General features: G+C 58.5%; 21 protein-coding genes. 7 read left to right on the top strand and 14 right to left on the bottom strand.

Going from position 1 to position 22,200, the window contains the following annotated elements:
* Window positions 1-67 precede the first annotated feature (67 nt).
* Window positions 68-1,507: an adenylate/guanylate cyclase domain-containing protein gene (locus ACR0LZ_RS11925; protein ID WP_480750031.1), complete on the top strand. Its 1,440-nt coding sequence runs from the start codon at window positions 68-70 to the stop codon at window positions 1,505-1,507.
* A 124-nt stretch (window positions 1,508-1,631) separates the two neighbouring features.
* Complete coding sequence (locus tag ACR0LZ_RS11920; protein WP_480750030.1) at window positions 1,632-2,873, top strand: MFS transporter; 1,242 nt, start codon at window positions 1,632-1,634, stop codon at window positions 2,871-2,873.
* A gap of 4 nt (window positions 2,874-2,877) precedes the next feature.
* Here ACR0LZ_RS11920 and hslV read toward each other — a convergent pair whose 3' ends face one another.
* Window positions 2,878-3,435: an ATP-dependent protease subunit HslV gene (gene hslV, locus ACR0LZ_RS11915; protein ID WP_480750029.1), complete on the bottom strand. Its 558-nt coding sequence runs from the start codon at window positions 3,433-3,435 to the stop codon at window positions 2,878-2,880.
* A 198-nt stretch (window positions 3,436-3,633) separates the two neighbouring features.
* Here hslV and ACR0LZ_RS11910 point away from each other — a divergent pair, with 198 nt between their 5' ends.
* Window positions 3,634-3,828 carry a DUF1127 domain-containing protein gene (locus ACR0LZ_RS11910; RefSeq protein ID WP_480750028.1) on the top strand — a complete coding sequence of 65 codons (195 nt, stop codon included), beginning with the start codon at window positions 3,634-3,636 and terminating at the stop codon, window positions 3,826-3,828.
* A gap of 101 nt (window positions 3,829-3,929) precedes the next feature.
* Here the strand turns inward: ACR0LZ_RS11910 and ACR0LZ_RS11905 are convergent, their stop codons facing one another.
* The 12 genes from ACR0LZ_RS11905 to regB form a co-directional block, all read right to left on the bottom strand.
* A complete protein-coding gene (locus ACR0LZ_RS11905; protein WP_480750027.1) occupies window positions 3,930-4,751 on the bottom strand; it encodes a class I SAM-dependent methyltransferase in 822 nt (273 codons plus the stop codon).
* Window positions 4,752-4,863: 112 nt separating this feature from the next.
* The gene (locus ACR0LZ_RS11900; protein ID WP_480750026.1) at window positions 4,864-5,226 is read right to left on the bottom strand and encodes a Lin0512 family protein; all 363 of its coding nucleotides are present in this window, start codon (window positions 5,224-5,226) and stop codon (window positions 4,864-4,866) included.
* Entirely contained in the window at window positions 5,223-5,573 is a 351-nt protein-coding gene (locus ACR0LZ_RS11895; protein WP_480750025.1) for a Lin0512 family protein, read from the bottom strand. The genes ACR0LZ_RS11900 and ACR0LZ_RS11895 overlap by 4 nt, the downstream gene beginning before the upstream one ends.
* A 97-nt stretch (window positions 5,574-5,670) precedes the next feature.
* Window positions 5,671-7,038 carry an MFS transporter gene (locus ACR0LZ_RS11890; RefSeq protein WP_480750024.1) on the bottom strand — a complete coding sequence of 456 codons (1,368 nt, stop codon included), beginning with the start codon at window positions 7,036-7,038 and terminating at the stop codon, window positions 5,671-5,673.
* 162 nt (window positions 7,039-7,200) lie between these two features.
* Entirely contained in the window at window positions 7,201-7,521 is a 321-nt protein-coding gene (trxA, locus tag ACR0LZ_RS11885) for a thioredoxin (protein WP_480750023.1), read from the bottom strand.
* A gap of 60 nt (window positions 7,522-7,581) precedes the next feature.
* Complete coding sequence (addA, locus tag ACR0LZ_RS11880; protein ID WP_480750022.1) at window positions 7,582-10,944, bottom strand: double-strand break repair helicase AddA; 3,363 nt, start codon at window positions 10,942-10,944, stop codon at window positions 7,582-7,584.
* Window positions 10,941-13,868 (bottom strand): double-strand break repair protein AddB, encoded by a 2,928-nt coding sequence (addB, locus tag ACR0LZ_RS11875; RefSeq protein WP_480750021.1) that lies wholly within the window; start codon window positions 13,866-13,868, stop codon window positions 10,941-10,943. The genes addA and addB overlap by 4 nt, the downstream gene beginning before the upstream one ends.
* Complete coding sequence (locus ACR0LZ_RS11870; RefSeq protein WP_480750020.1) at window positions 13,861-14,547, bottom strand: nucleotidyltransferase family protein; 687 nt, start codon at window positions 14,545-14,547, stop codon at window positions 13,861-13,863. The genes addB and ACR0LZ_RS11870 overlap by 8 nt, the downstream gene beginning before the upstream one ends.
* Window positions 14,544-15,548, bottom strand: coding sequence for an aminoglycoside phosphotransferase family protein (locus ACR0LZ_RS11865; RefSeq protein ID WP_480750019.1), 1,005 nt, complete (start codon window positions 15,546-15,548; stop codon window positions 14,544-14,546). Before ACR0LZ_RS11865 ends, ACR0LZ_RS11870 begins: the two co-directional genes overlap by 4 nt.
* A complete protein-coding gene (tsaE, locus tag ACR0LZ_RS11860) occupies window positions 15,545-16,018 on the bottom strand; it encodes a tRNA (adenosine(37)-N6)-threonylcarbamoyltransferase complex ATPase subunit type 1 TsaE (protein ID WP_480750018.1) in 474 nt (157 codons plus the stop codon). Before tsaE ends, ACR0LZ_RS11865 begins: the two co-directional genes overlap by 4 nt.
* A 41-nt stretch (window positions 16,019-16,059) precedes the next feature.
* A complete protein-coding gene (locus ACR0LZ_RS11855) occupies window positions 16,060-17,574 on the bottom strand; it encodes a PAS-domain containing protein (protein WP_480750017.1) in 1,515 nt (504 codons plus the stop codon).
* 70 nt (window positions 17,575-17,644) lie between these two features.
* Window positions 17,645-19,042, bottom strand: a complete 1,398-nt coding sequence (gene regB / locus ACR0LZ_RS11850; RefSeq protein WP_480750016.1) for a sensor histidine kinase RegB — start codon at window positions 19,040-19,042, stop codon at window positions 17,645-17,647.
* 89 nt (window positions 19,043-19,131) lie between these two features.
* On the opposite strand from regB, the gene ACR0LZ_RS11845 reads away from it, so the two are divergent.
* Window positions 19,132-19,752: an SCO family protein gene (locus ACR0LZ_RS11845; protein ID WP_480750015.1), complete on the top strand. Its 621-nt coding sequence runs from the start codon at window positions 19,132-19,134 to the stop codon at window positions 19,750-19,752.
* Between the two features lie 85 nt (window positions 19,753-19,837).
* A complete protein-coding gene (locus ACR0LZ_RS11840; protein WP_480750014.1) occupies window positions 19,838-20,392 on the top strand; it encodes an ActR/PrrA/RegA family redox response regulator transcription factor in 555 nt (184 codons plus the stop codon).
* 432 nt (window positions 20,393-20,824) lie between these two features.
* Here the strand turns inward: ACR0LZ_RS11840 and ACR0LZ_RS11835 are convergent, their stop codons facing one another.
* Window positions 20,825-21,418, bottom strand: a complete 594-nt coding sequence (locus tag ACR0LZ_RS11835) for an HD domain-containing protein (protein WP_480750013.1) — start codon at window positions 21,416-21,418, stop codon at window positions 20,825-20,827.
* A 207-nt stretch (window positions 21,419-21,625) separates the two neighbouring features.
* On the opposite strand from ACR0LZ_RS11835, the gene ACR0LZ_RS11830 reads away from it, so the two are divergent.
* Entirely contained in the window at window positions 21,626-21,940 is a 315-nt protein-coding gene (locus ACR0LZ_RS11830) for a hypothetical protein (protein ID WP_480750012.1), read from the top strand.
* A gap of 113 nt (window positions 21,941-22,053) precedes the next feature.
* On the top strand, window positions 22,054-22,200 hold a 147-nt coding region (locus ACR0LZ_RS11825), incomplete at its 3' end, for an adenosylhomocysteinase (protein ID WP_480750195.1).

Raw genomic sequence — 22,200 nt, 5'->3', positions numbered from 1 at the left:
TTGGGAAATCCCCCGATGCTCGTATACACTGGTTGAAACTCGATCCGTGTTCATTCTGGGGGGCGCGATGCCGCGGCATGAGACATCAGACAACTCCAAAGGCGACAGGCAGAACCTGATCAAGCCAGACCTCGCAGACGACACGCTGAACAAAAAGCTGAAGGACGCTCTTGATCGTCAGGCCGCCACGTCGGAAATCCTTGACGTGATCAGCCGCTCGCCGACCGATACGCAGCCCGTTTTCAACGCCATAGTCCGCGCCGGTCTGAAACTTTTTCCCGATGCCACCATCAGCATCGCACTTCGCGACGGCAACGAAGTCAAAGCGGCTGCAATCGCCGGCCCCGATCAGGCGGGGGTCGAGGCATGGCGCGGCCGCTTTCCGGCGCCGCTTCATCCCGAAACAATCCACGGCCACGTGATCCTGAACGGCAAGGCCATCGACATTGCCGACGTCGCCGATGCGCAGGACATGTTTCCGATGGGTGCGGGCAACTTTCTGGCCTCCGGCTATCGCGCCGTCACGATGATGCCGATTGCCCAGGGCGACACGACAGTCGGTGCTCTGGCCGTTCTTCGGCTGACGACAGGCGGGCTCACGACCCAGCAGTTCGACATACTGCAAACCTTTGTCGCACAGGCAAATATCGCCGTCGAAAACACCCATCTGGTGAACCGGATGCAGCAGGCCAACGCCGCGCTGCAACACCTGTCGAGCCAGCTTTCCAAATACATGCCGCCGCAGCTCTACCAGTCGATACTGGACGGAGGGCAACAGGTCGTGCTCGAATCCCGCCGCAAGAAACTGACAATCTTCTTTTCCGACATTGCCGATTTTTCCGAAATCACCGACCAGCTGGAAGCCGAAGAGCTGACCGCCCTGTTGAATGAATACCTGTCCGAGATGTCCTTGGTTGCGCAGGATCACGGGGCCTATTTTGACAAGTTTATCGGCGACGCAATGATGTTCTATTTTGGCGATCCGGAAAGCCGCGGGGCCAAAGAGGACGCATCGGCCTGTGTCAGAATGGCCATTGCCATGCAGCGCCGATTGGCTGAATTGCAGGCCGGCTGGCATCGACGGGGCCTGATCGACCGGCCATTTCAGGCCCGCATGGGCATCAATACCGGATATTGCACCGTGGGCAATTTCGGCTCTGACGACCGAATGGACCACACGATCATCGGATACGAGGTGAATCTGGCCGCAAGGCTGGAAGCCGAGGCCGATCCGGGCGGGATACTGCTGGCCGCGGAAACCTATTCCCTTGTGAAAGATTGGCTGCCTGTCGAAGAGCGCGAGCCGATCACGGTCAAGGGCTTTCGCCATCCCATACGCATATACGCAGTGCGGGGGCTCCACGAACTTGACGAACCGAATTCGAATGTCCTCCATCACGAAGGCAAGGGTTACGACTTTACCGTTGATCGCAGCCGGATGGGCCTGGATTCCCGACAACAAGCTTTGGCAGCGCTTAGGCGCCTGCTTTCCGAACTGGATGGTTGACCCTTTGCCGGGCGGCATCTTTGCGGGCCATTCACCGCCACATGCAACGGCCAGGCCTGACCGCTAGGTGAAACCAACCGGTGCTGCTACACTGCCCATCAGGGCTTCAGACCGGAGGGGCAGCATGTCAACCATTGCCAAGATTACCTTGTTGTTTGTTGTGTTTGTCGATCTCATCGGTCAGGGCCTTGTCTTCCCGATCATCAACTCGATGATCATGGAACCGACATCAAGCTTCCTGCCTCATGACACCCCCACCGGCAGCCGCCATTTCTATTACGGCCTCGTCATCGGGTGCTTCTTTCTCGCGTGGTTTCTTGGTGTTGTCTACGTCTCCAAGGTGTCCGATTCCATCGGGCGCAAGAATGCGCTGCTCATCTGTCTTGGCGGCGCATTGCTGGGTTATGCCCTGACCATCCTGTCGCTTTATCTCAACAGCCTGCTGTTGCTGATCATCGGCCGCAGTGTCACCGGCTTCACCGCCGGAAACCAGCCCATCGCGCAGGCCGCGATGATCGACGGCAGCACCGATGCCGCCGACCGTGACCGCAACATGGGCTATATCGTGACCGGTGTCAGCTTTGGCCTCGTCGGTGGTCCGATCATCGGTGCGATCCTGTCCGACAAGGCGCTTCTGGGCGGCGCTGCAACTTTCAAGACACCGTTTTACGGCGCTTTCGTTCTGGTGCTGATCGCCATTTTTCTGGTTCTTGCCTTCTTCAAGGACACCCGCGCCGAACGCGCGCCCTTCGTGTTTCGCCCGCGCGACATCACCGACAGCCTGCTGGCGATCGGAAAACACCCGTTATTGCTGAAGCTCATGCCGGTCTATTCGCTGTTCATGATCGCGAACGTGACCTTTTACGTCTTCGTCGACAATTTCCTGACCAGCGCCTTCGGATACGGCGTGCTTGGCGGCAGCATGGCGATGGTCGTCATCGGCTTTGCGCTGGCCTTCTCCTCGACCTTCCTGGTGAAACCGGCACAGGAAAGGTTCAGCAAGCACGCCATCGTCAGAACCTCGCTGGTGGTCATGATGATCTGCGGGCTGGCCTTTGCCTTTATCCCGTCCGCCATTCTGGTCTATGTTCCGGTCTTTGGATTCTATTTCCTGTTTGGCGTGTCGTATCCGACCTTCCTGGGGCTTTTGTCCTCCAGCGTCAGCGAGTCCGATCAGGGCTGGGTGATGGGCGTCGGAACCGCCGTTTTCTGTCTGGCCGGTGGCGTCATGTCCCTGATCGGCGGCGGTTTGATGAGCATCGATATCCGCCTGCCCTACTACATCGTGATCGTCGCCGCCGGGCTGGGCCTTATCGGCATGTACCGCCAATGGAAAACCAAGGACGTCAAGGCGCTGCTGGCCTGAGCACCTATTTCGAGATCGTCTCGACCGTCAGATTGCCGTTGGTGTAAACGCAGATATCGGCGGCGATCGCCATCGCTTCGCGCGCGACCTGCTCGGCTGTCTTGTCGCTGTCCATCATCGCGCGTGCAGCCGCCAGCGCGAAATTGCCGCCCGACCCGATCGCGGCCACGTCATGCTCGGGCTCCAGAACATCCCCGGCCCCGGTGATCACGAACAGATCCTTGCCATCAGTGACGATCAGCATCGCCTCAAGCTTTTGCAGGTACTTGTCGGTGCGCCAGTCCTTGGCCAGCTCGACCGAGGCGCGCGCCAGCTGGCCCGGCGTCGCCTCCAGCTTGGCCTCCAGTCGTTCCAGCAACGTGAACGCATCCGCCGTCGACCCGGCAAAGCCAGCGACAATCTCGAATCCGCCCGGGCTCAGCCGCCGCACCTTGCGCGCGGTGCCCTTGATCACGGTCTGCCCAAGGCTGACCTGACCGTCCCCCGCAACGACGATTTCGCCGCCCTTCTTGACGCCGATGATCGTGGTTCCGTGCCAGCCGGGAAAGTCGCTGTCTGCCATGAATGCCTCCGTATCTCTTGCCCGCAGTATATGGGCCGGTCGGCGATCGGGCGCAACCGTCATGGCACGCGCGTCAAAGATATGCACAAAATGCAATTCGGGGCTGACGAGCGGGCATTTGTGAATCTCGATCCATGATCCTAGATGGGGATCACAACCGATGAAGGATCGGCTGTTTCACTTAGAAGGATCGCGCAAATGGCAACCACCGCAAACATCCATGCGCCGCTCGGAGCAGTCACCGTTCTCCACGTAGTGGACGCACTGATCGACGTTAAAAACACCATCGTCGAATGGAACGAAACCCGTAAGACCCGCCGGGAACTGACGAAACTGTCCGACGCCCAGCTGGATGACATCGGTCTGACCCGTGCAGACATCGCCAAGATCTGATCTGCATCATGATTGGATACAGCTAGAATGGCCGCTCGCAACCGGGCGGCTTTTTCTTTTGCCAATCCGCCAGATCCAAACCTGCAATCGCCCGGCGCGGATCACGCCTTGCAGATATAGCTGACGGTCAGCATCCGCCGCTCCTTCAGCCCGCGCAGCTGGTTGCGCGTCATGTCCCGAAACTCCGCCCCGAACAACAGCTCCGTCGTCACAGGCAGCGGCTTTGCCATGTCGGATTGCGCGGTTCTGGCCTCCAGCCACTCAAGGCTTTCTTTGGTTGAATCGATCGCCTGCACGATTTCAAACCCGGCACCGGCAAGCAGGGCTTCCATCTCGTCCGGGGTTGCCAGATGGCTGATCGAGGGGTCCCGCGCCCAGGGCGCCGGATACAGCATGTCCCCGCCATCTCCCTGCAGAATGTCATAAACCGCGAATGTCCCTCCCGCCGACAGAACCCGGTGGGCCTCCTTGTACATCCGCATCTTGTTTTCAATGTTCATCGCGACATGCACGGTCACGACGGCATCAAACGCGTGATCATCAAACGCAAGGTTCAGCGCATCGCCCTGCTGAAACGTGGTATTGCCCGACAGCCCAACCCAGCGCGACAGCTCGGTTGCCGCCTCGCAAAATTCCGGAGTCAGGTCGATACCGATCACCGGACAACCGACAACCTCGGCAATCGTGCGTGACACCCCCCCAAGCCCCGAGCCGATATCCAGAACCTTCGATTCTTCGGTCAGAGTCATGCGGTCAATCAGCTCCAGAGTTGCCGCCCGGCCGCGAAAATGAAACTCATCGACGGATTCAAGGTCCGACGGCCTCAATTCATGCGGCTCCAATCCGTTCCGCCGCAAACCTTGGGCGATCTTCCCGGCCAGACCGCCGCCGCCGTCGTAGTGGCTTGAAACTCGATCTGTCATGCACTGGCCCTCCCCAAAAATGTCACCCGATACCAGCCGATCAAAAGCGGGAATCTTTCCCATTTTAGCTCAACCTGATCGTATTTGCTGCACCGCGACCACACGGCCCCGATCAGCTCAGCCGATACTTCCCCGCCATGTCCGGCAGAAACGCCTCGACCGCGGCGGTGGCAACCACGTGGCATGTTCCGGCCCCGGCATCCCTGACATTCAGACCACCCTTGACCGCCCGCACCTCGGCCCGGCCCCGTGGCAGGTCGGACGCAACCAGGTCGCAATCCACCTTGTCGGGTTCCTGCACACCGATGGTCACCTGAACCCGCATCTCGGCATGATCCACGCCCAGCTTCGAAAACAGCGTGATCGAGGAATGATGCAGCGCGTCCTGCACCGCCCGGCGCGCGGCCTTGGTATAGTCCTGACCATACAGGTCGTTGCCGGTTCCCATTTCCAGAATGATACGTCTTTCGGTCATGCCGCAGGCTCCATGTCAAACGAGACAACAATCGCCGCATTTGCGATCACGGTGCGCCCGTCAGTATGCGGCTTGTCGATATCCAGACCGCCTTCGGTCACGGTGATGCTGGGCTGGCCATAGGGAAACACCGCCTTCAGCACCGCAACATCGACCAGATCGGGGCGCTGCACGCCGATCTCGGCATCGATGATCATTGCCTCTTTCGCAAAGCCGAACAGTTCGGCCATGTTGACCGAGTTGTGCCACAGCGCGTCTTTCAGCGCGCGTTTCGCCGCCTCGGTATAGTCCTCACGCCTCAGCGATGTACCCATCCCGAATTCCACCAGCACCCGTGTCTTGGCCATGCCTGCTCCTGCCTTCTGTTGCCGGGCCACAATGCATGCCCGCACGGCATCCTCAAGGGGCCAGACCTTGCGGCTTGATCGGTCCAGTTTCAAACGCTCATCCGGGTTCCGGTTCGTCTGTCGCCGGTGTGGCGCGATCCAGCGCGATCAATCCATACAGGAAAACGCCCGCCGCCAGCATGGCGGACACCGTGAACACCGATGTTATCGAACCGGTGGACGTATAAACGGTGCTGCATGCCGCGATCCCGATTGTCCCGCCCATAAGTTGACAGGTCATGGTGACACCGCTCACCTGCCCATGCATGTGTTCCGGCACCGAAAGCAGGACCGCCCGCCGGGGTGGAACGAACAGAAAGGTCACGACCATGCCCCAGAAAAACAACCCGGACATGATCAGCAAGAAATCCTGCAGGGCAAGGCCGATGGCAAGAACCGACATGGAAATGGATGCCCCCGACGCACCAACCAGTGATGGCATCCGCGATCCGTATTTGTCCGCCAACTTCCCCGTAACCGTCGCCACGATGATCTGCGGCACCACGGCGGGCAACAAGGCGGCCCCCGCCTTGAACGGCGAGAATCCCATGACCGTTTGGAAATACATCGCCCCAAAAACAAGCATCACGATCTTCACGAACTGGGCGGTGAAGATAACCAGATTCGACGCAAGAAAATTCGGGCTTGCAAACAGTTCGACCGCAATCAGCGGGGACTCGGCCCGCCTTTCGTGACGCACGAACTGAACCAGCAAAACCGCTCCAAGGAAAAGCGGGATCAGCGTGTCCGGCTGTGACCATCCGCGATCGGGCCCCTCCATGATGCCAAAGATCAACAACACCAGGCCGGCAATCAACAACAGGAACCCGACCAGGTCAAAGCGGGTGTCCTTCGCGTTCGGCGTGTCGTGCCAGAACGCCCAGACGATGGCAAACACGACCAGCACGATCGGAGGATTGATCCAGAAAATCCATCGCCACGACAGATATTCGGTCAGCAGACCCCCGACCATCGGCCCCAGCGCCATGAAGCAGGTGCCGATGGTGCCATACAGCCCCAACGCCATACCACGCTCTTTTTTCGGAAAGGAATGCGTGACCAGAACAAGCGAAAGCGGAAAGATCATTGCCGCCGCAACGCCCTGTGCAGCCCGCGCAAAGATCAACGCGCTGCCACTTTCGGCAAACCCGGCAAGGATCGACGTCGCTCCGAAAAACAGCAACCCCGAGTTCAGCAGAACTCGCGCTCCGATGATATCCCCGATTTTCCCGGCAGCAGCGGCCAGACCCGCAAGCATCAGCAGATAGACATTGACCACCCAATGCGCATGCAATTGAGACAGGCCAAGGTCGCGCCGGATGGTCGGCAACGCGACGCCGATGACGGTTTCATCCAGCAGCACCACCCCAAGGATGGCACCCATCGCCCCAAGTATCCACCAGCGTCTGTTGTCGTGCGTTGCCATGATGAAAGCGACTATAACACGAGAATGCGGGCGGCCGTTGCAACGTGAAAGCCCGCAAATGAATTGTACAAAATGGACAAGGCCCCCTGAAAACCCGGTACAATTCGTACAAAAAAGAAGCGCCCGGTTGGGCGCTTCACCTAATTCGGGTTTTGGCCGGGCTCAGATCGACTCGTCGATCCAGCTCTGCAGTGCCGCTTTCGGCGCAGCGCCGGCGCGGTTCGACACGACCTGACCATCCTTGAAAATGAACAGCGCCGGAATGCCGCGAACACCCATTGCAGCAGCCGAGTTCGGGTTGCTGTCGACATCGACCTTGGCGATTTTCACCTTGCCGCCATATTCAACCGCCAGCTCTTCCAGAGCGGGGCCAATCTGTTTGCAGGGACCACACCACTCGGCCCAGAAATCTACGACAACGGGAACATCCGAGTTCTTGACCTCGGCATCAAAGGTATCGTCAGTGACGGCTACGGTGGACATATTCTGTCTCCTGAATGGAATGCGCTTGGGAAATGAAAGTAGGTCCGCCACTATGGGAGGTCAAGATATCTTGGTGCGCCCAAGTGCATCACTCACAAGATCGTGGGGCAACCACATCAGACTGGGGGTGCGGGTCCACAGGATTGCCGTGCGGATCGTCTTTCCGGGATAGATCTGCGCCAGCGCCTGGGCATAGGCCCCCATCTGTCGCAATAGGCCTTCGGGGCAGGATTCCGGGGCATCCGGAACTGTCGCATTCGTTTTGAAATCAATGGCCTGCACGTCGGTTTCCGTTACGATCAGCCGGTCGATAACGCCATGCATCCGGCCCGAAAACAGCTTTGCGGTCACCGGAACTTCGGCCAGTGTGTCCGGCGCGAATACCGGTGCAAGATGCGGTGCGTTCAGCACCGCCGCGGCCTCGGCTCTCAACTCCTCGCGTTCGGCCTCTTGCATATCGGGCAACAAACGAGCGCATAGCCGGGCCTGATTTTCAGGGGCGATTCCCGGCAGATGCTCCAGCAGCAAATGGATCCGGGTCCCCCGCAATTTGGCCGCCTCTTCATCCAGCCCCAGATCCCCCGGCAGCGCCTTTGCGCCGCCCAGATCCGAAGGGCTAATGGTTTCCGACGCCATTTCGACCAAAGGCGCGGAACGCCGGAAAACCTCTGGCAATTCTATTTTGGCTTCCTCCGGTGAAGCGACATTATCCGCAAAGGGCAACCCATCCCAATTGCCATGTGACAGCCGCCGGATCCCGGAACCCTCGACGATAGTGGCGCCAGCCCGATCCATTGCCGCTTCGACCATCTGGTACCAGCTAGTCCCGTCCTTGCCGACATCGCCCGCCGCCGCAACAATCAACCACTTTTCCGCCCGTGTTAGAGCCACATACAAAAGACGCAACCGTTCGGCCATCTGTTTAGCCTGCGCCTCTTCGCGTGCCTGCGCGACGATCCTTGGCGAAGCGTCCCGAGACACCCTCCAAAGCGGTGTGCCCTCGGCCCGCATCACTTCGTCATCCGTTGGCGCCCTGCGCGCACCCGTATCCGGCAAGATCACGATCGGCGCCTCCAGTCCCTTGGCACCGTGAACCGTCATCACCCGGATCATGTCACCCACTCCGCTCATCTGGCGCTTGATTTCCAGGTCGTCGGTTTGCATCCAGACAAGGAAACCCGTCAGGCTGGGGATATCCGTCCGTTCATAAGCCAGCGCCTGACTGAGCAGCGCGTTGATTCCGTCCTCGGCCTCGGGCCCCAGCCGCCCCAGCAGTTTTCGACGCCCGTCGTGGCGCGTGAGGATGCGCTCGATCAGATCGTAGGGCCTGAGAAAATCGGTCTGGCCCCGCAGATCATTGAGCACCGCGAGCGTTCCCGGAAACTCGCTTTCGCGTTGGCGCAGTGTGGCCCAGAGGTATTTTTCCTTGCGTGCATGCGCCAGATTGAAAAGCTGCTGCTCGGACCAGCCAAACAACGGTGATTTGAGCACAGTGGCCAGAGACAGGCTGTCCTCGGGCGTGGCAAGAAAGCTCAAAAGCGCTGCCAGATCCTTTACGGCCAGTTCCGCGCCCACTTTCAAACGGTCGGCGCCCGCAATCGGCAGGCCTGCGGATTTGCAGGCGCGAATGATCTCGGCAAAGAGGTCCGAACGGCGCTGCACGAGGATCAGGAAATCGCCCGGTCGCACCTTGCGGCGAACGAATGTGCCGGGTGTGTCACCGTCTTCGGGGATGGTTTCACCACGCTCGATCATCGCCTTGATCGACTGGGCCACCTGCTCGGCAAGTACGACCGTATGATGCCGCGCGCTGGGCCGGTCGACCGGATCGGTCCAATCGCCATCCTCTTCATCATCGACCTTTTCGACCACCGGCCATAGGTCCACCCGCCCCGGCAAGTCGGCCTTGAACGCGCGATGCAGAGCGTCTTTGTGAAATCCGGCATCAGCGCGATTGTCGAACACCAGATCCACCAGTTGCAGGATGGCCGTGGATGAGCGGAAGGAGAATTCAAGCGTCAGATTCTCCAGGTTAGAGCCTGATTCTGAAAGTTTTCGGCCAAACGCACCCTGCATCCGGTCAAAGGCCTGCGGATCGGCGCCCTGAAAGGAATAGATCGACTGTTTCTTGTCGCCGACGACGAAAATCGTGCGTTCCACGTCCGAGCGCGCGCCCTCTCCGCTGGTAAACTCCTGCGCCAGTTTCTCGACCACGTCCCATTGTTCCGGGCTGGTATCCTGTGCTTCGTCCACAAGAATGTGGTCGATACCGCCATCCAGACGATACAGCACCCAGGCCGCGACCGCGGGGTCGTTCAACAACTGCCGTGCTTTCAGGATCAGGTCGTCGAAATCCAGCCAGCCACGCAACTGCTTGCGCCGCTCGTATTCCGGCAGGAACGCGGTGGCGAATTTGTGCAGGGCCAATGATTTCTGCGCCGCAACCAACGCCAGCCGCCTTTCTCGCGCGTTCTCAACCCGGAGCATCAGCGACTCAAGCGCCGGCATCGCGTCAGTCAGTGCTCCTTCCCGCAGGGCTTTTGTGGGAAAGCCGCCTATCTTTGCCGTGAAAGGTTCTTTCGCGCCTGCGCCGGTCAACAGCACGTCTTCCAGAATAGGCAGCCCAGCCAGCGTTGCGTCTGTGAATCCGGCAAGTTTCGACGCAGCCTTGGCGTTGTTGCCGCCACTTTCGGTCAGCGCAGGCAGTAGCGACCGAATTAATTCAACTTCGCCGCCTAGGTACACGTGATCCAGCAGGCGTTGCTCATTGAAGCTTTCGGGTAGGTCAAACAAGCGCAGCAGATCGTCCCAAGTACAAGGATCGGCAAACAGGTTACGGTTTGTCGTGATTGCCTGTGTCAGCTTGTCAAAACCGGTATCGGTGACAAAACGCGCAACCGCGTCGATCAGCGGTGCTTGCGGGCCATCGGCAAAATCCTCGACGATTTCTTCGCGCAGCAAGGCGGCGGCCCGATCTTCCATCTCGGTAAACTGAGGGCTGACCCTTGCCTCAAGCGGAAAGCGGCGCAAGAGCGAGGCACAGAAAGAGTGGATGGTCTGGATCTTCAGGCCACCCGGTGTTTCGATGGCGCGGGCGAACAGCGTGCGGGCGTGTGCCAGACGGGCAGGGTCGATCGCATGCTCGACACCCAGTTCTGTCAGCTCTGACAAAAGCTTGTCGTCGTCCAGCATTGCCCATTTCCCCAGCCGTTTGAACAACCGGTTCTGCATCTCGCTGGCCGCTGCCTTGGTATAGGTCAGGCACAGGATGTGCTGGGGTTGCACGTCGCTCAGCAAAAGTCGCGCAACACGATCGGTCAGTACCCGCGTCTTGCCCGACCCTGCGTTGGCCGCCAACCAGGTCGAGGCATTGGGCCGCGCCGCCTGCACCTGCCGCTCGGTCGCTTCGTTCCGAGGGGTCATGTCAGGTCCTCCGGGACGGGATTTGCGGTTCGGTCCCATTCACCGAAACGGGCCAGGTGATCGTAGTCGCCAGTGTCGGAATCCTTGTGCAGCATTCGGCGCGAGGAATATCCCTGATCAGGCTCTAAGTAAGCGGAAATCAGTTGTTTGAGTTCCGAAAGAACCTTATCGGCCGGTTCTTTTTCCAAGGGCGCCGGAACTTCCTTGTACGTCCCGCCCATGCCGATGAAAACGGCCTGAGCCACCGGCATCGGATCGAACCCTTCAAACCCGCCCTCTTCTGCCAGCGCGGCCTCGATCAGCAACTGTTTGTCGAATTTCGATTGCTGGTTTTCGGTTGGGGGCATACCGGTCTTGTAGTCGTATATCCGTAACGACCCCCGCGCTGTCTGATCAACCCGATCGGCCCGCCCTACGAGCGTGAAATCCAATGGATCGAGGCGTTTTTTCATCTTGGCCTCGAACGCAACAGGCCCGGCATCGCTGCGGCGGGTGATCTCGGCGGCCAGAAACGCGTCGGCAATCCGCGCCAGACGCGCCAGCCATAGCTTTCGCGCCGTTGGCCAGGCTACATGTTCCAACAGCAAGGTTTCTGCGCGTTTCAGAAACGCATCACGTGTCAAAAGCGCGCCATCCAGAACGCTGTCACGGATGAATGCTTCGAGAATTTCGTGGATCACAATCCCTCGCAGCAAGGCATCCGGCGCCTGAACCAGCGGATCGAGCGGTTTCAGCGACAGCACGTGACGGGCATAGATCGCGTACGGATCCCGGATCAGCTTCTTGATTTCGGTGACCGACAGCTGCGTCGGGCGCGTCGATACGGGCGGCCGCGGAGAGGGGCGCGGGGCCGGATCCAGACGCGGTGCCTCTTCCAGCTTTGCCGCCCAATCCAACCATTGACGGCCGCGAGCACGCATAGCGTCCAGAGCGTCGGGGCCATCCGCGTCTGGCAAACCCTGTAACAGGTTGATCAGTCGGTTAAGCCAGCGCGAAGGCACCGTTTCGGCGTCGTCCGAGCGACTGGCACGGGTCAACCAGACTTCGGGTGCGGCGATGGCCTGTTGGAAATCGTGGGCCGACAAGCCGATCCTCCGTTCGGGCAGCAGCAACCCCGCCTTGTCGCGCATCTGACGGTTCAACCAGGGGTCAGGGGTGGCGGCCTCGGGCCAGCTCCCTTCGTTCAGGCCGCCGAGAATGAGCAGGTCGGCCCCCTGCACCCGCGCCTCAAGCGTACCCCAGATCATGATGCTGGAATGAGGCGCGTCGCGGTCGCGCACCTCTTCGCCCGCTAGCAGCGCGCCAAGAAGATCGGCAAAATCGCGAGCGACCATGGTACCACCATGCGCGGCCTCGTCCTCCAGCGACGTGATCACAGCAAGCGCCTTTTGACCGGCGTTCATGTCCCAGAGAGGTCCCCCCTCACCTGTGCTTCCTGACGAAATCTTCTCGGCCAACCCGCGCAAGCGGTGAACCCAGTCGGCCAGCGGCAGCTCAACGGTCACTTGCTGATCGCAGAAATGCGTGGTCAGCCATTGCATCCAACCTTCGGGCATTTCTTTGCGGATCGCGAAACCGGTAAGGCTGGCGCTGTCAGGATAAGGCGGGCCATTGCGGCGCAGGTCCAGTTCAAGATCACGGGTGTGCAACAGGTGCGCGCCACGCTCACCGCCGGCGTGACACAGGGGATGCTTCAACAACGTCAGAAGCGCTTCACCATCCAGCCGATTGACAAACAGCCCGGCAACATGTCGCAAGAACCGTCCCGGAGGCGAAAGCTGAAGTGGTAAACCGGCACTGTCGTCAGGCACAATGGCCCAGCGGTCCAGCGCGGCGCTGACCTGTCGTGTCAGCATCCGGTCGGGAGTGATCAGCGCTGCCGTCTGACCGGTTTCCGCCGCCTGTCGTAGACGCAGGGCAATGGCCAGCGCTTCGGCACGGGGAGATTGCGCCTCGACCAGCGTCACGTTGGCGGTTGCGGGGACCAGGTCGACCAAGTCTGGGCCTTCGGCCATCCAGGCGTCAGTGACCGGGGCAGGGCGCAAAGCCAAGGAAACCAGACGGTTGCGGGCAGGCGATGGGGGCGCGTCATCCGTCCAACGGGTGATTTGGTGCGGTTCGATCCCCAATCCACGCATCAATTTGCGAAACCGGAATTGCGGGTGATCTTCGGACAACAACGCGTCATCCAGACCAGACCAGACGTAATCTGGTTGGTCAAAGTCGAACCCGGGCAGAACCAAAGCGCCTTGCGGCAAGCGAGCCACAGCCTGCATCAGCATCAGCGTGGTCCCGCGCGAGCCGGTCGATCCAGCCAGTACTATCGGATGGCGCGGCGGATCTGCCTGCCAACGGTCAATCAGGTCTTCAACAACCCGCCGTTGCCGCGCCTGAACGTCCTGCGCGTCGTCCCCGGAAGTGATGAACTGGTCGGCGATCGAGATAAAAGTCTGAGCCCGCGCCCAGTGCCCGGACATGTCGCTGACATCCAACTGTTGGATGGCTTGGGGCAATACACCTTCGCCCTGCATTTCGTCGATCAGCGTCGCAAGGCTGTCGGCCAGATCGTAAAGCGAGGCGCGGGCCGCTAGATTCGGTTGTTGGTCCAAGAGCTTGCCGATCAGTTGCGTCAATTCCAACCGGCGTCGCAGCGGCGGGATTGCCGGCGGTAATCGGGACAGATCCGCGCTTTCGCCCAGATCAGTGATCAAACTCATGCGTGGCAACAGACAGGCTGGACCCGCGTCGAACAGGTTGCGCACGCGACGCGCCATGCGGCGGGTGTTGACGACCACTTGCGCCCGCGCCAGCGTTTCGGGTGGCAGATGTGCGGTGCGCGCCATCAGCCCGGTCACAAGCGCCTTTGGGAAATCCACGCCGGGCGCGACAGCAAATACGCGCGGGCTGGCGTTGGCTTCAAACATCGGCGAGCAACTCTTCGGCCAGGGTAATGCCCACAGGATGGCCGACGTCGCACCAACGACCCGGATATCGGAGCGCAAACAGGCGGTTCTGCTGCTGCATCACGTTCCATAACCTGTTGAATGAAAAGGAAGACTCCGTGAACTGTGCCAACCCTTCGGTCTTGGTGATCTGTATGCCGCCATAGATAAGGCCAGGGCCGCGCCGAATGCGACCCTCGGCGTCAGCCATGAAATCTCCGGCGCCGGAATGCCCCAGCGCATGTGCCACCGGTATACACATCAATAGCGCATCCATGATGTCAGGGTTCCACGCGGTGCGCAGCATTTCCAGCGGGTTTGGGCCGGCCCAGATTGCGTCGGTGTTCAGAGTGAATACTGGATTGGCACCCAGAAATGGCAACGCAGCCCGAAGACCACCACCGGTATCCAGAATCTCGGGCTCTTCTCGCGACAACAAAACGCCACGGGGTACCAAATGCGCAGCCAGCTGATCCGGTAAATAGTGCAAGTTTGCCACAATGCGGTTCAGACCCGCGGCCCGAACCAGATCCAGCGTGTAATCGATCAGCGGGCGGCCTGCGACCTTGATGAGCGGCTTGGGTGTGTGCTTGGTCAGCGCGCCCATGCGCGTGCCGAACCCTGCCGCAAATAGCATCGCTGCATCCGGGCCGTAGGTCATTTGTTTCGCAACTTTTCGAGGTTTTCCGGTGTCGGTGGCGGGAGCGTTTCGCGCAGGAAACCGGCGACTGAAGCCAGCGCAGGGTTCTCCAGATCGCGCATCAAGAGCGCCCATGTCGCAGGAATGAGATCAACATATCTCGGCTTGCCGTTTTCGGTTGCCAATCGGGCGAACACGCCAAGGATCCGGAGGTTCCGTTGCGCGCCCAAAACGGCATAGGCAGTTCGGAAATCATGATCTTTCGATCCGGTGGCCTCGACATAGTGATTGATCATCTTCATCTCGACACCTGCAGAAACTTTGCGGCGGACATCCTGAAGCAGGGACACGAGATCGTACGCCGGATGGCCCAGCATGGCGCATTGGAAATCCAGCAAGCCAACGCGACGCACACCTTCACGATCCGGCAGCCAGATCAGGTTTTCGGCGTGATAGTCTCGTTGAATAAGAACCTTGGGGCCTTGCGTCTCGCGCAGCAGTATGTCCGAAAACCGGTTTTCGAACCGTTCCAGGGTATGCTGGTTGACCTCTTGGTTGATGCCAAAGGCATATTTTGTGAAAGCCAGCGCTGCAAGTTCGGTCATAAGTGTCGGGTCATAGCTGTCGAGCGGCGGCAGCGGCGCCTGATGCAATTGTACAAGTACATCCGTCGCGGCCTCGTACAATTCGGGTTCAAGCTCCGATTCTCGTTCGAGAACGCGCGCGAACAGGTCGTCACCCAGATCTTCGAGCAAAAGAAAGCCGTTTTCGGAATCCTCGGCGTAGATCTGGGGCGCGCTCAACCCCACGGACAACAGGTGGTTGGCAATTGAGACGAATGGGCGGACGTCTTCTCCCATGTCCGCAGGAGCATCCATAAGAACCGCGGTGCGACCTGTTTCGGGATCGGTCAGGCGTTTGTATCCGCGGTTGGAGGCATCCCCGGCCAGCGGTGCAGAAGTCGCGTTTGCCCAATCGGTCTGGGCAATGAAGGTTTCGGCCAGAACCTTTCTGTTCGTCATTCAAGTATCTCCAAAAGCAGGTTCCATTTCGGATCAGACCATGTGACCCTCAGGTGCCGGGTTTCCTCGTTTTCCGGGTCCGTTTCAAACAGCAGCCTCAATGCGCCGGCAGGTTCGAGCGGACCCAGTTTTTCCGGCCATTCGACAAGGCAGATCGCGGTTTCAAATGCGTCGGTCAATCCCAGTTCCTCAAGCTCGTCGATATCGGTCAATCGATACAAGTCCGAGTGCCAGATTTCACCTTTCTGCGTGTCATAAGTCTGAACAAGGGTGAAAGTTGGCGAAGGGACATCTTCAGTTTCGATCAGCAGTGACTGGATGAGGCTGCGGGCGAAATGAGTCTTGCCACTGCCAATCTCGCCGGCCAGCAACAAAACGTCGCCGCGCGTCAGTTCGGCCCCCAACAGGGCGGCAAACGCGGCAGTGTCGTCCGCGGTCGCAAGAGTGATTTGGTACGGGGCAGGCGTCATGGCGCCACAATGGCGTCGGCGGGACCCCGCTGCAAGCAGGTTCAGGTGCAGGCTTGCTCCGGTACAGATATGTCAGGCGGTTCCGCCATAACAGCAAACCGAACAATGGTCGCGCCATTCTGAATGGGGCTGACCGTGCAAGACACCGGCGTTCCATCCCGCAGACTGACGCACGCCGACCACTCGGCACGCTTGTCGCTGTCGGTGACGAAGTTGCGGATCTCTCCCCAGACCGGTGTGGCAAGGCACTGATCTTGCCAAGTTCGGGTTATTTCCTGGACGCTCTGTTGGATTAATCCTGCGTCCGGTTCGGTACCCCAAAGGCGGTAATAGGCGCAGTTGGAAAAAGCTAACGACCCATCCGGTGAGAACACAGCGATTGCGTCAGCAAGCTTGTCGAATATCGCCTGGACCAGTTCCAGTTCGGCACGAAACTGTCGCGTCAGGGTTATCTCGGCGGTGATGTCTTCGAACAGGAACGCAACAGCGCCGTCGGGATGTGGCCGGCCGCTGACGCAATAGACCGACCCAGAAGGCAAGGACCAAGTTTCCTGAAAACTGCCATCAGTGGCCGCTTCGAGAAGATCGTTCATTTGCTTTCGCCACCCGCCATAATTCTTGGGTTCCGGCATCATGTTTTGATTTCTCAAGCGGTCGAAGAAAGTAGAGATTTTTGGCCGGCAGCTCAAAAAATCCGCAGGCAACGAGGTCAGATCAACCAAAGCTGGATTAAACAGGGCCAGTTGCCGGTTGCGATCAAATATAGCTAAACCGATCGAAAGTTGTGCAAAGGTTTTTGCCAATGTTTGTACGAACTTGCGCTGGGCGACCTCGGCCTCCACGATTGCGTTGACATCGACGGCATAACAGAGAGTTCCCTCGTCATGGGGAACGATCGAAAGGTCGAACCACAGCTTTCTCTCGGTATCACCGGCCGTCAGCGAGAACCGGTATTTCTTCCCGGGCTGCATATCCTCGTCCGCGTCTGGAAACATAGGCGCGGTCAGGTCGGTGTCTTTGCCGCGAATCTTGCGGGCCAACGACACATAGGCGGTGTTGCACCAGCTTACCGTGTTCTTGTGATCTGTCAGCCAGACCGGATAGGGAGCCTTGTCCATTGTCAACCGCAGAGGCGTATTAGAGCTGTCTTGCACTTGGCGCCCTTCGTGCTGCTCGGGCAGGTCACGGATTTGCACGCGCACGATCCCGTCTATCCATTCGCACAAAACGTCCTGCATCAAGATGCTGTTGATTGCGGGAACCACGATCGTACCTGCGACGCAGACATCTTCGGGACTTTCCGGAAACGCGGGAAAATTGCGTCTTAACAATCGCCTCAGACCACCCCAGTCCGTGACGTCTTCGTGCCCAGCCAGCGCGATGTCGGAATGCGTAACCAGATCATTCCCCGCAAAGAGGAAAACCGAATTGTGCAGCATGTCGGGCGACAAAAGCCCATAGGCCATATTTCGGGACCGCTTTCGCGGTGCCAGCCACAGGACGGCAAGGACCGAAGACACAGTGCAAAGCCCTGCCAGCAGGAGCCAATCAACCATGAGTGAATGCTGCGAAATTCCGTACGACCATGAGTGATCCTTGGGCAGGAATGGTTAATGGTTCGTTAACTCAAATCGGGATCTGCTGATTGTGCCCGGACGGAACCGGGTGATCTCCGGTTTGTGCATCGATCAGGTTTCTCGGCCAGATAACCTTAACGATGGCGCCGCGGCGGTCGGACAAGTCGGTGAGAGTTTGATACGGATCGGCGCCGTTGGCGAATTTCAGTTCGGCACCACTGCGTTCCAGCAATGTTTTCGCGATGAACAATCCCAGACCCATGCCTTCATATTCCGGGCGCTCCTTGTGGTCGGATTCCGCGCGGCGCTTGCGCACGAAAGGATCACCGATTCGACCTATCATGTGGTGCGGATAACCGCGTCCGTCATCCATGATGTTGATGATGATCCAATTGTCGGTCCATTCCGCTTCGACCCAGACATTCTTGCGTGCAAAATCCACCGCATTCTGGATCAGGTTTCGAAGCCCATGAATGATCTCGGGCTTGCGCAGGATCGAGGGTTGCTGCACATCGCCACCAGCACTTGGGCCTTCGTGAAAATGTACGATCTTTCCACGGTTCACATGCGGTTCGGCGGATTCGTGGATCACCGTCGACAAAGGCGCCTGACGCAGATGCAGATCATCCTTTCCCGCTCGCCCCATGTTGCGAAGGATATCCCGGCATCTGTCCGCCTGTTCGCGGATTAGAACCGCGTCTTCGCGCAGCTCTGGCCGGTCATCAAGTTCTTCGATAAGTTCAGAGCTCGCCAGTTTGATGGTTGCCAGCGGTGTTCCCAATTCGTGTGCTGCAGCGGCAACAACACCGCCGAGATCGGTCAGCTTTTGTTCCCGCGCCAGCGCCATGTGGGTCGCTGCCAGTGCCTCGGACATGGATTGAACCTCGGAACTGATCCGATAGGAGTATCCTCCCAGAAACACGATCGCGATAACGATGGCGGCCCAGTTGCCGAACACGAATATGTCGGGAATTCGCAGGATAAAGCCCATGTCGGTTCTGAGGGGCAGGTGAAAAATAGCCAAAAGCGTCACTAGAATGACCGCCACCGCGCCAATGATCATGGTCGAACGCAAGCTCATCACGTTGGCCGAAATGGTCACCGGACCCAGCAACAACAATGCAAACGGGTTGTGCAGACCTCCCGTGAGATACAAAAGGAATGCCAGTTGCAGCAGGTCGAACAATACCATCAGAAAGTTCTCGAACTCTGACAGCCGTTTGTTCTCGGGAAACAGAAAAATCGCGACCAGGTTGCCCATGACCGAGATTCCGATGGCAAAATAACAAAGCCCCAGTTCCAGTTGGAGGTCATAGAACCGCTGTGCGACGGTGATTGCAATGATCTGACCGGCGATAGCCACCCAGCGCAACAGAATAAGCGTTCGCAGGCGAATCCAGCTGCTGCGCTCTTGTCCGCGCCAAAGGCTCATATTGGAATTCGGCATCGGTTGATTATGTCCTGTTGCAACGGCTGAATACCTTGATAGGTGTCTGCCGCAAGACGATCAACAACCCATACCTCAGGTACCGCTCCATGACCCGTTTTTATGCCATCATTGCCGCCGCTATTTTACTTGTCGTCCTGGGCGCCACTTGGGTTTTGACGCTTGGGCGCGGATCGGATGATCAATTTGCTCAGTGCCGCTCCAGCCAGATTGCCGGGGGTGCAGGTTCGATCGGCGGCCCGTTCGAACTGGTCAACGCCAAGGGCGAAACCGTGACCGATAAGGATGTGTTAACCGGACCGTCGCTTTTGTATTTCGGCTATACGTTTTGCCCGGACGTCTGCCCGCTTGATACCTCACGTAACGCCGAGGCTGTCGACATTCTTTCAGAGCGCGGCCAAATAGTGACGCCGGTCTTCATATCGATCGACCCGGACCGGGACACACCAGAGGTGGTCGGCGATTTTGCCCTGAATCTGCACGAGCGGATGATCGGCCTGACGGGTTCGCCGGAACAGGTCAAGGCAGCCAGTAAGGCTTACAAGACCTATTACAAGGCGCATGACAGAAGCGACGAATACTATCTCGTCGATCATTCGACCTTCTCTTACCTGGTTTTACCCGAGCACGGTTTTGTCGAGTTCTTCAAGCGCGATGAGACTCCTGAGCAGATGGCCGACAAGATCGGCTGTTTTCTGGGTAACATGTAAGTGCGATAGGGCGTTTGACCTTTGCCGAGGGGCTGGTAATACTCGCCGAAAGGGCAAAGACCGAATAATCGCAGAAAGAAAGAGCATGGCCGACACTTCCCAGCTTGAAATCGGACCCGACAAGTCGCTTTTGCTGGTAGATGATGACGAACCGTTTCTGCGGCGTTTGGCCAAAGCAATGGAGAAGCGCGGGTTTGAAATTGAAACCGCGGCGTCGGTTGCGGCAGGCCGCGCCATCGCAACTGCTCGGCCGCCCGCATTTGCCGTCGTTGACCTGCGGCTGGAGGATGGCAATGGTCTGGATGTCGTTGAAGTGCTGAGAGAAAAGCGCCCGGATTGCCGGGTCGTGGTGCTGACCGGATACGGCGCCATCGCGACCGCCGTCGCGGCCGTCAAGATCGGTGCCACGGATTATCTGTCGAAACCGGCCGATGCGACCGACATCACCAACGCGCTGCTTGCCAAGGGCGACGAGTTGCCGCCGCCGCCGGAAAACCCAATGAGCGCGGACCGTGTGCGGTGGGAGCATATTCAGCGGGTTTACGAACTGTGCGACCGGAACGTCAGCGAAACCGCCCGCCGCTTGAACATGCACCGCCGGACGTTGCAGAGAATTTTGGCGAAGCGTAGCCCTCGGTGAGAGTTGAAACTTCCGCTTCTATTTACTGTGGTATTGGTCGGATCAGTTTTCCAAGTAAGCGCGGCATGTATTGATGCGGGAAATCCAACCTTGCTCAGTATCCGCGAACAGTTGGTCATTGCGTTGAAGGCGATTGCCAGACCGCCTTGCTGACGAGGGATTGCGGTAACGTCCGCTACTTGGCGCAAGAGTTTGAAACAGGCCAAAGCGAATGGCTTTTCCGAATAGTGTTCAATGAAATCGGTGACGAAGACGATGAGTTTTTTATCATATGAGATGGAGTTGAGCTGTCAAAAGATGACTACTCGAGTTTGCCCTGCAATCCCATTTCCAATCGTGATGATTGTTCGCTTATTATCGACGTGCTTGGAAGTCCATCTAAGTAACTCAGGCGGCAGAATTTGCCGCAGATGCTTTTTAGAAACCAAGCGACTAGAGTTTTCCCAACAACTCCGAATGCCGATCGGTATACGCCTCCCGCACTTCAATCGGTGGTCTTAACTTGATTTCCAACCCGTCCATCGCGGACTTATCCGGTCGCCCAAAAAACCTCGTTGCCTCAGCTTCCGAGAAACCGGCGATCTGAGTGGCTTCCATCCATGCACTGATCTTGTCAGCGCGTTTGATCTGTTTCTTGATCGTTGCAGGGATGGCGGCGGGCAAGCCGAACCGGATGTGAATGGCTGCGGCGAGGCGTTCGTCGAGATCACCATAATCCGGCCCAACTGCGGATTTAACAGGCGAGATCATGTCGCCGATCACGTATTCAGGGGCATCGTGCAGCAGCGCGGCCAAGCGCCATTTGACCGGAGCCTTCGGCGCGATGCGGCCAAAAAGTTCCTCCACTAGCAGCGAATGCTCGGCCACGGAATAGGCGAAATCGCCATCCGTCTGACCATTCCAGCGTGCAACGAAGGCGAGGCCGTGGGCGATATCCTCGATCTCGATATCGACGGGCGTCGGATCCAACAGATCCAGGCGGCGGCCCGACAGCATTCTTTGCCACGCTCTGGGTTGTGTTGCCATTCTGCCATGCCCCTTTTGCCTTGCCGTGGTGATGCCACAATTGCAGCGTAGCCTGTATTTCATCCTGATCACATGCTGCCAACACCTTCTTGAAGGGACGTGCTTTGAACTGGCGCGTGTGGATCACGATATCAAGTGCAGAGGGGGGCGTGCATTCCTCCCGGCGCGTCCTCCTCAGATCGAAACGTGTATCGAAAGGAGAACGTCATGTTCAAGCGCTTGTTGGGCCTTACCCTTGCATTCGGCATGGCAGCAACCGCGCCACCCGCCTTTGCCGCCAGTTGTGCGATGCGGGATACCATCGTCGCGAACCTGAAAGAAAAATTCGCTGAAGAATTGACATTTGGCGGATTGCAAAAGACCAGTGGCGCGCAATCCGTCATGGAAGTCTGGTCTTCGAAGGAAACAGGTACATATACCGTGCTTTTGACTCAGGCCAACGGGATCGCCTGTGTTGTCGCCGCAGGCACGGATTTCTTCGAAGCCATTCCAAAAATCGAGGCTCAGGGCACACCAAGCTGAATTGGATACAAGAACACTGTGGGATAGATCGGTTGTCAGGTTGACAAAGTTGCCATGCCCGCCGGTGGATGTTATGCGCTGCGCGGATGAGCTTTGTCGGAATGGAGCAACCGATGCCCGCAGACTATATCGTTAAGGATATTTCGTTGGCCGAATATGGCCGCAAAGAACTGGATATCGCCGAAACAGAAATGCCGGGGCTGATGGCCTTGCGGGCAGAATACGGTGAAAGCCAGCCATTGAAAGGCGCCCGTATTGCC

The sequence above is a fragment of the Ruegeria sp. CI1 genome, from assembly GCF_056536925.1.
This window is presented reverse-complemented; position numbering and strand designations above follow the sequence as displayed.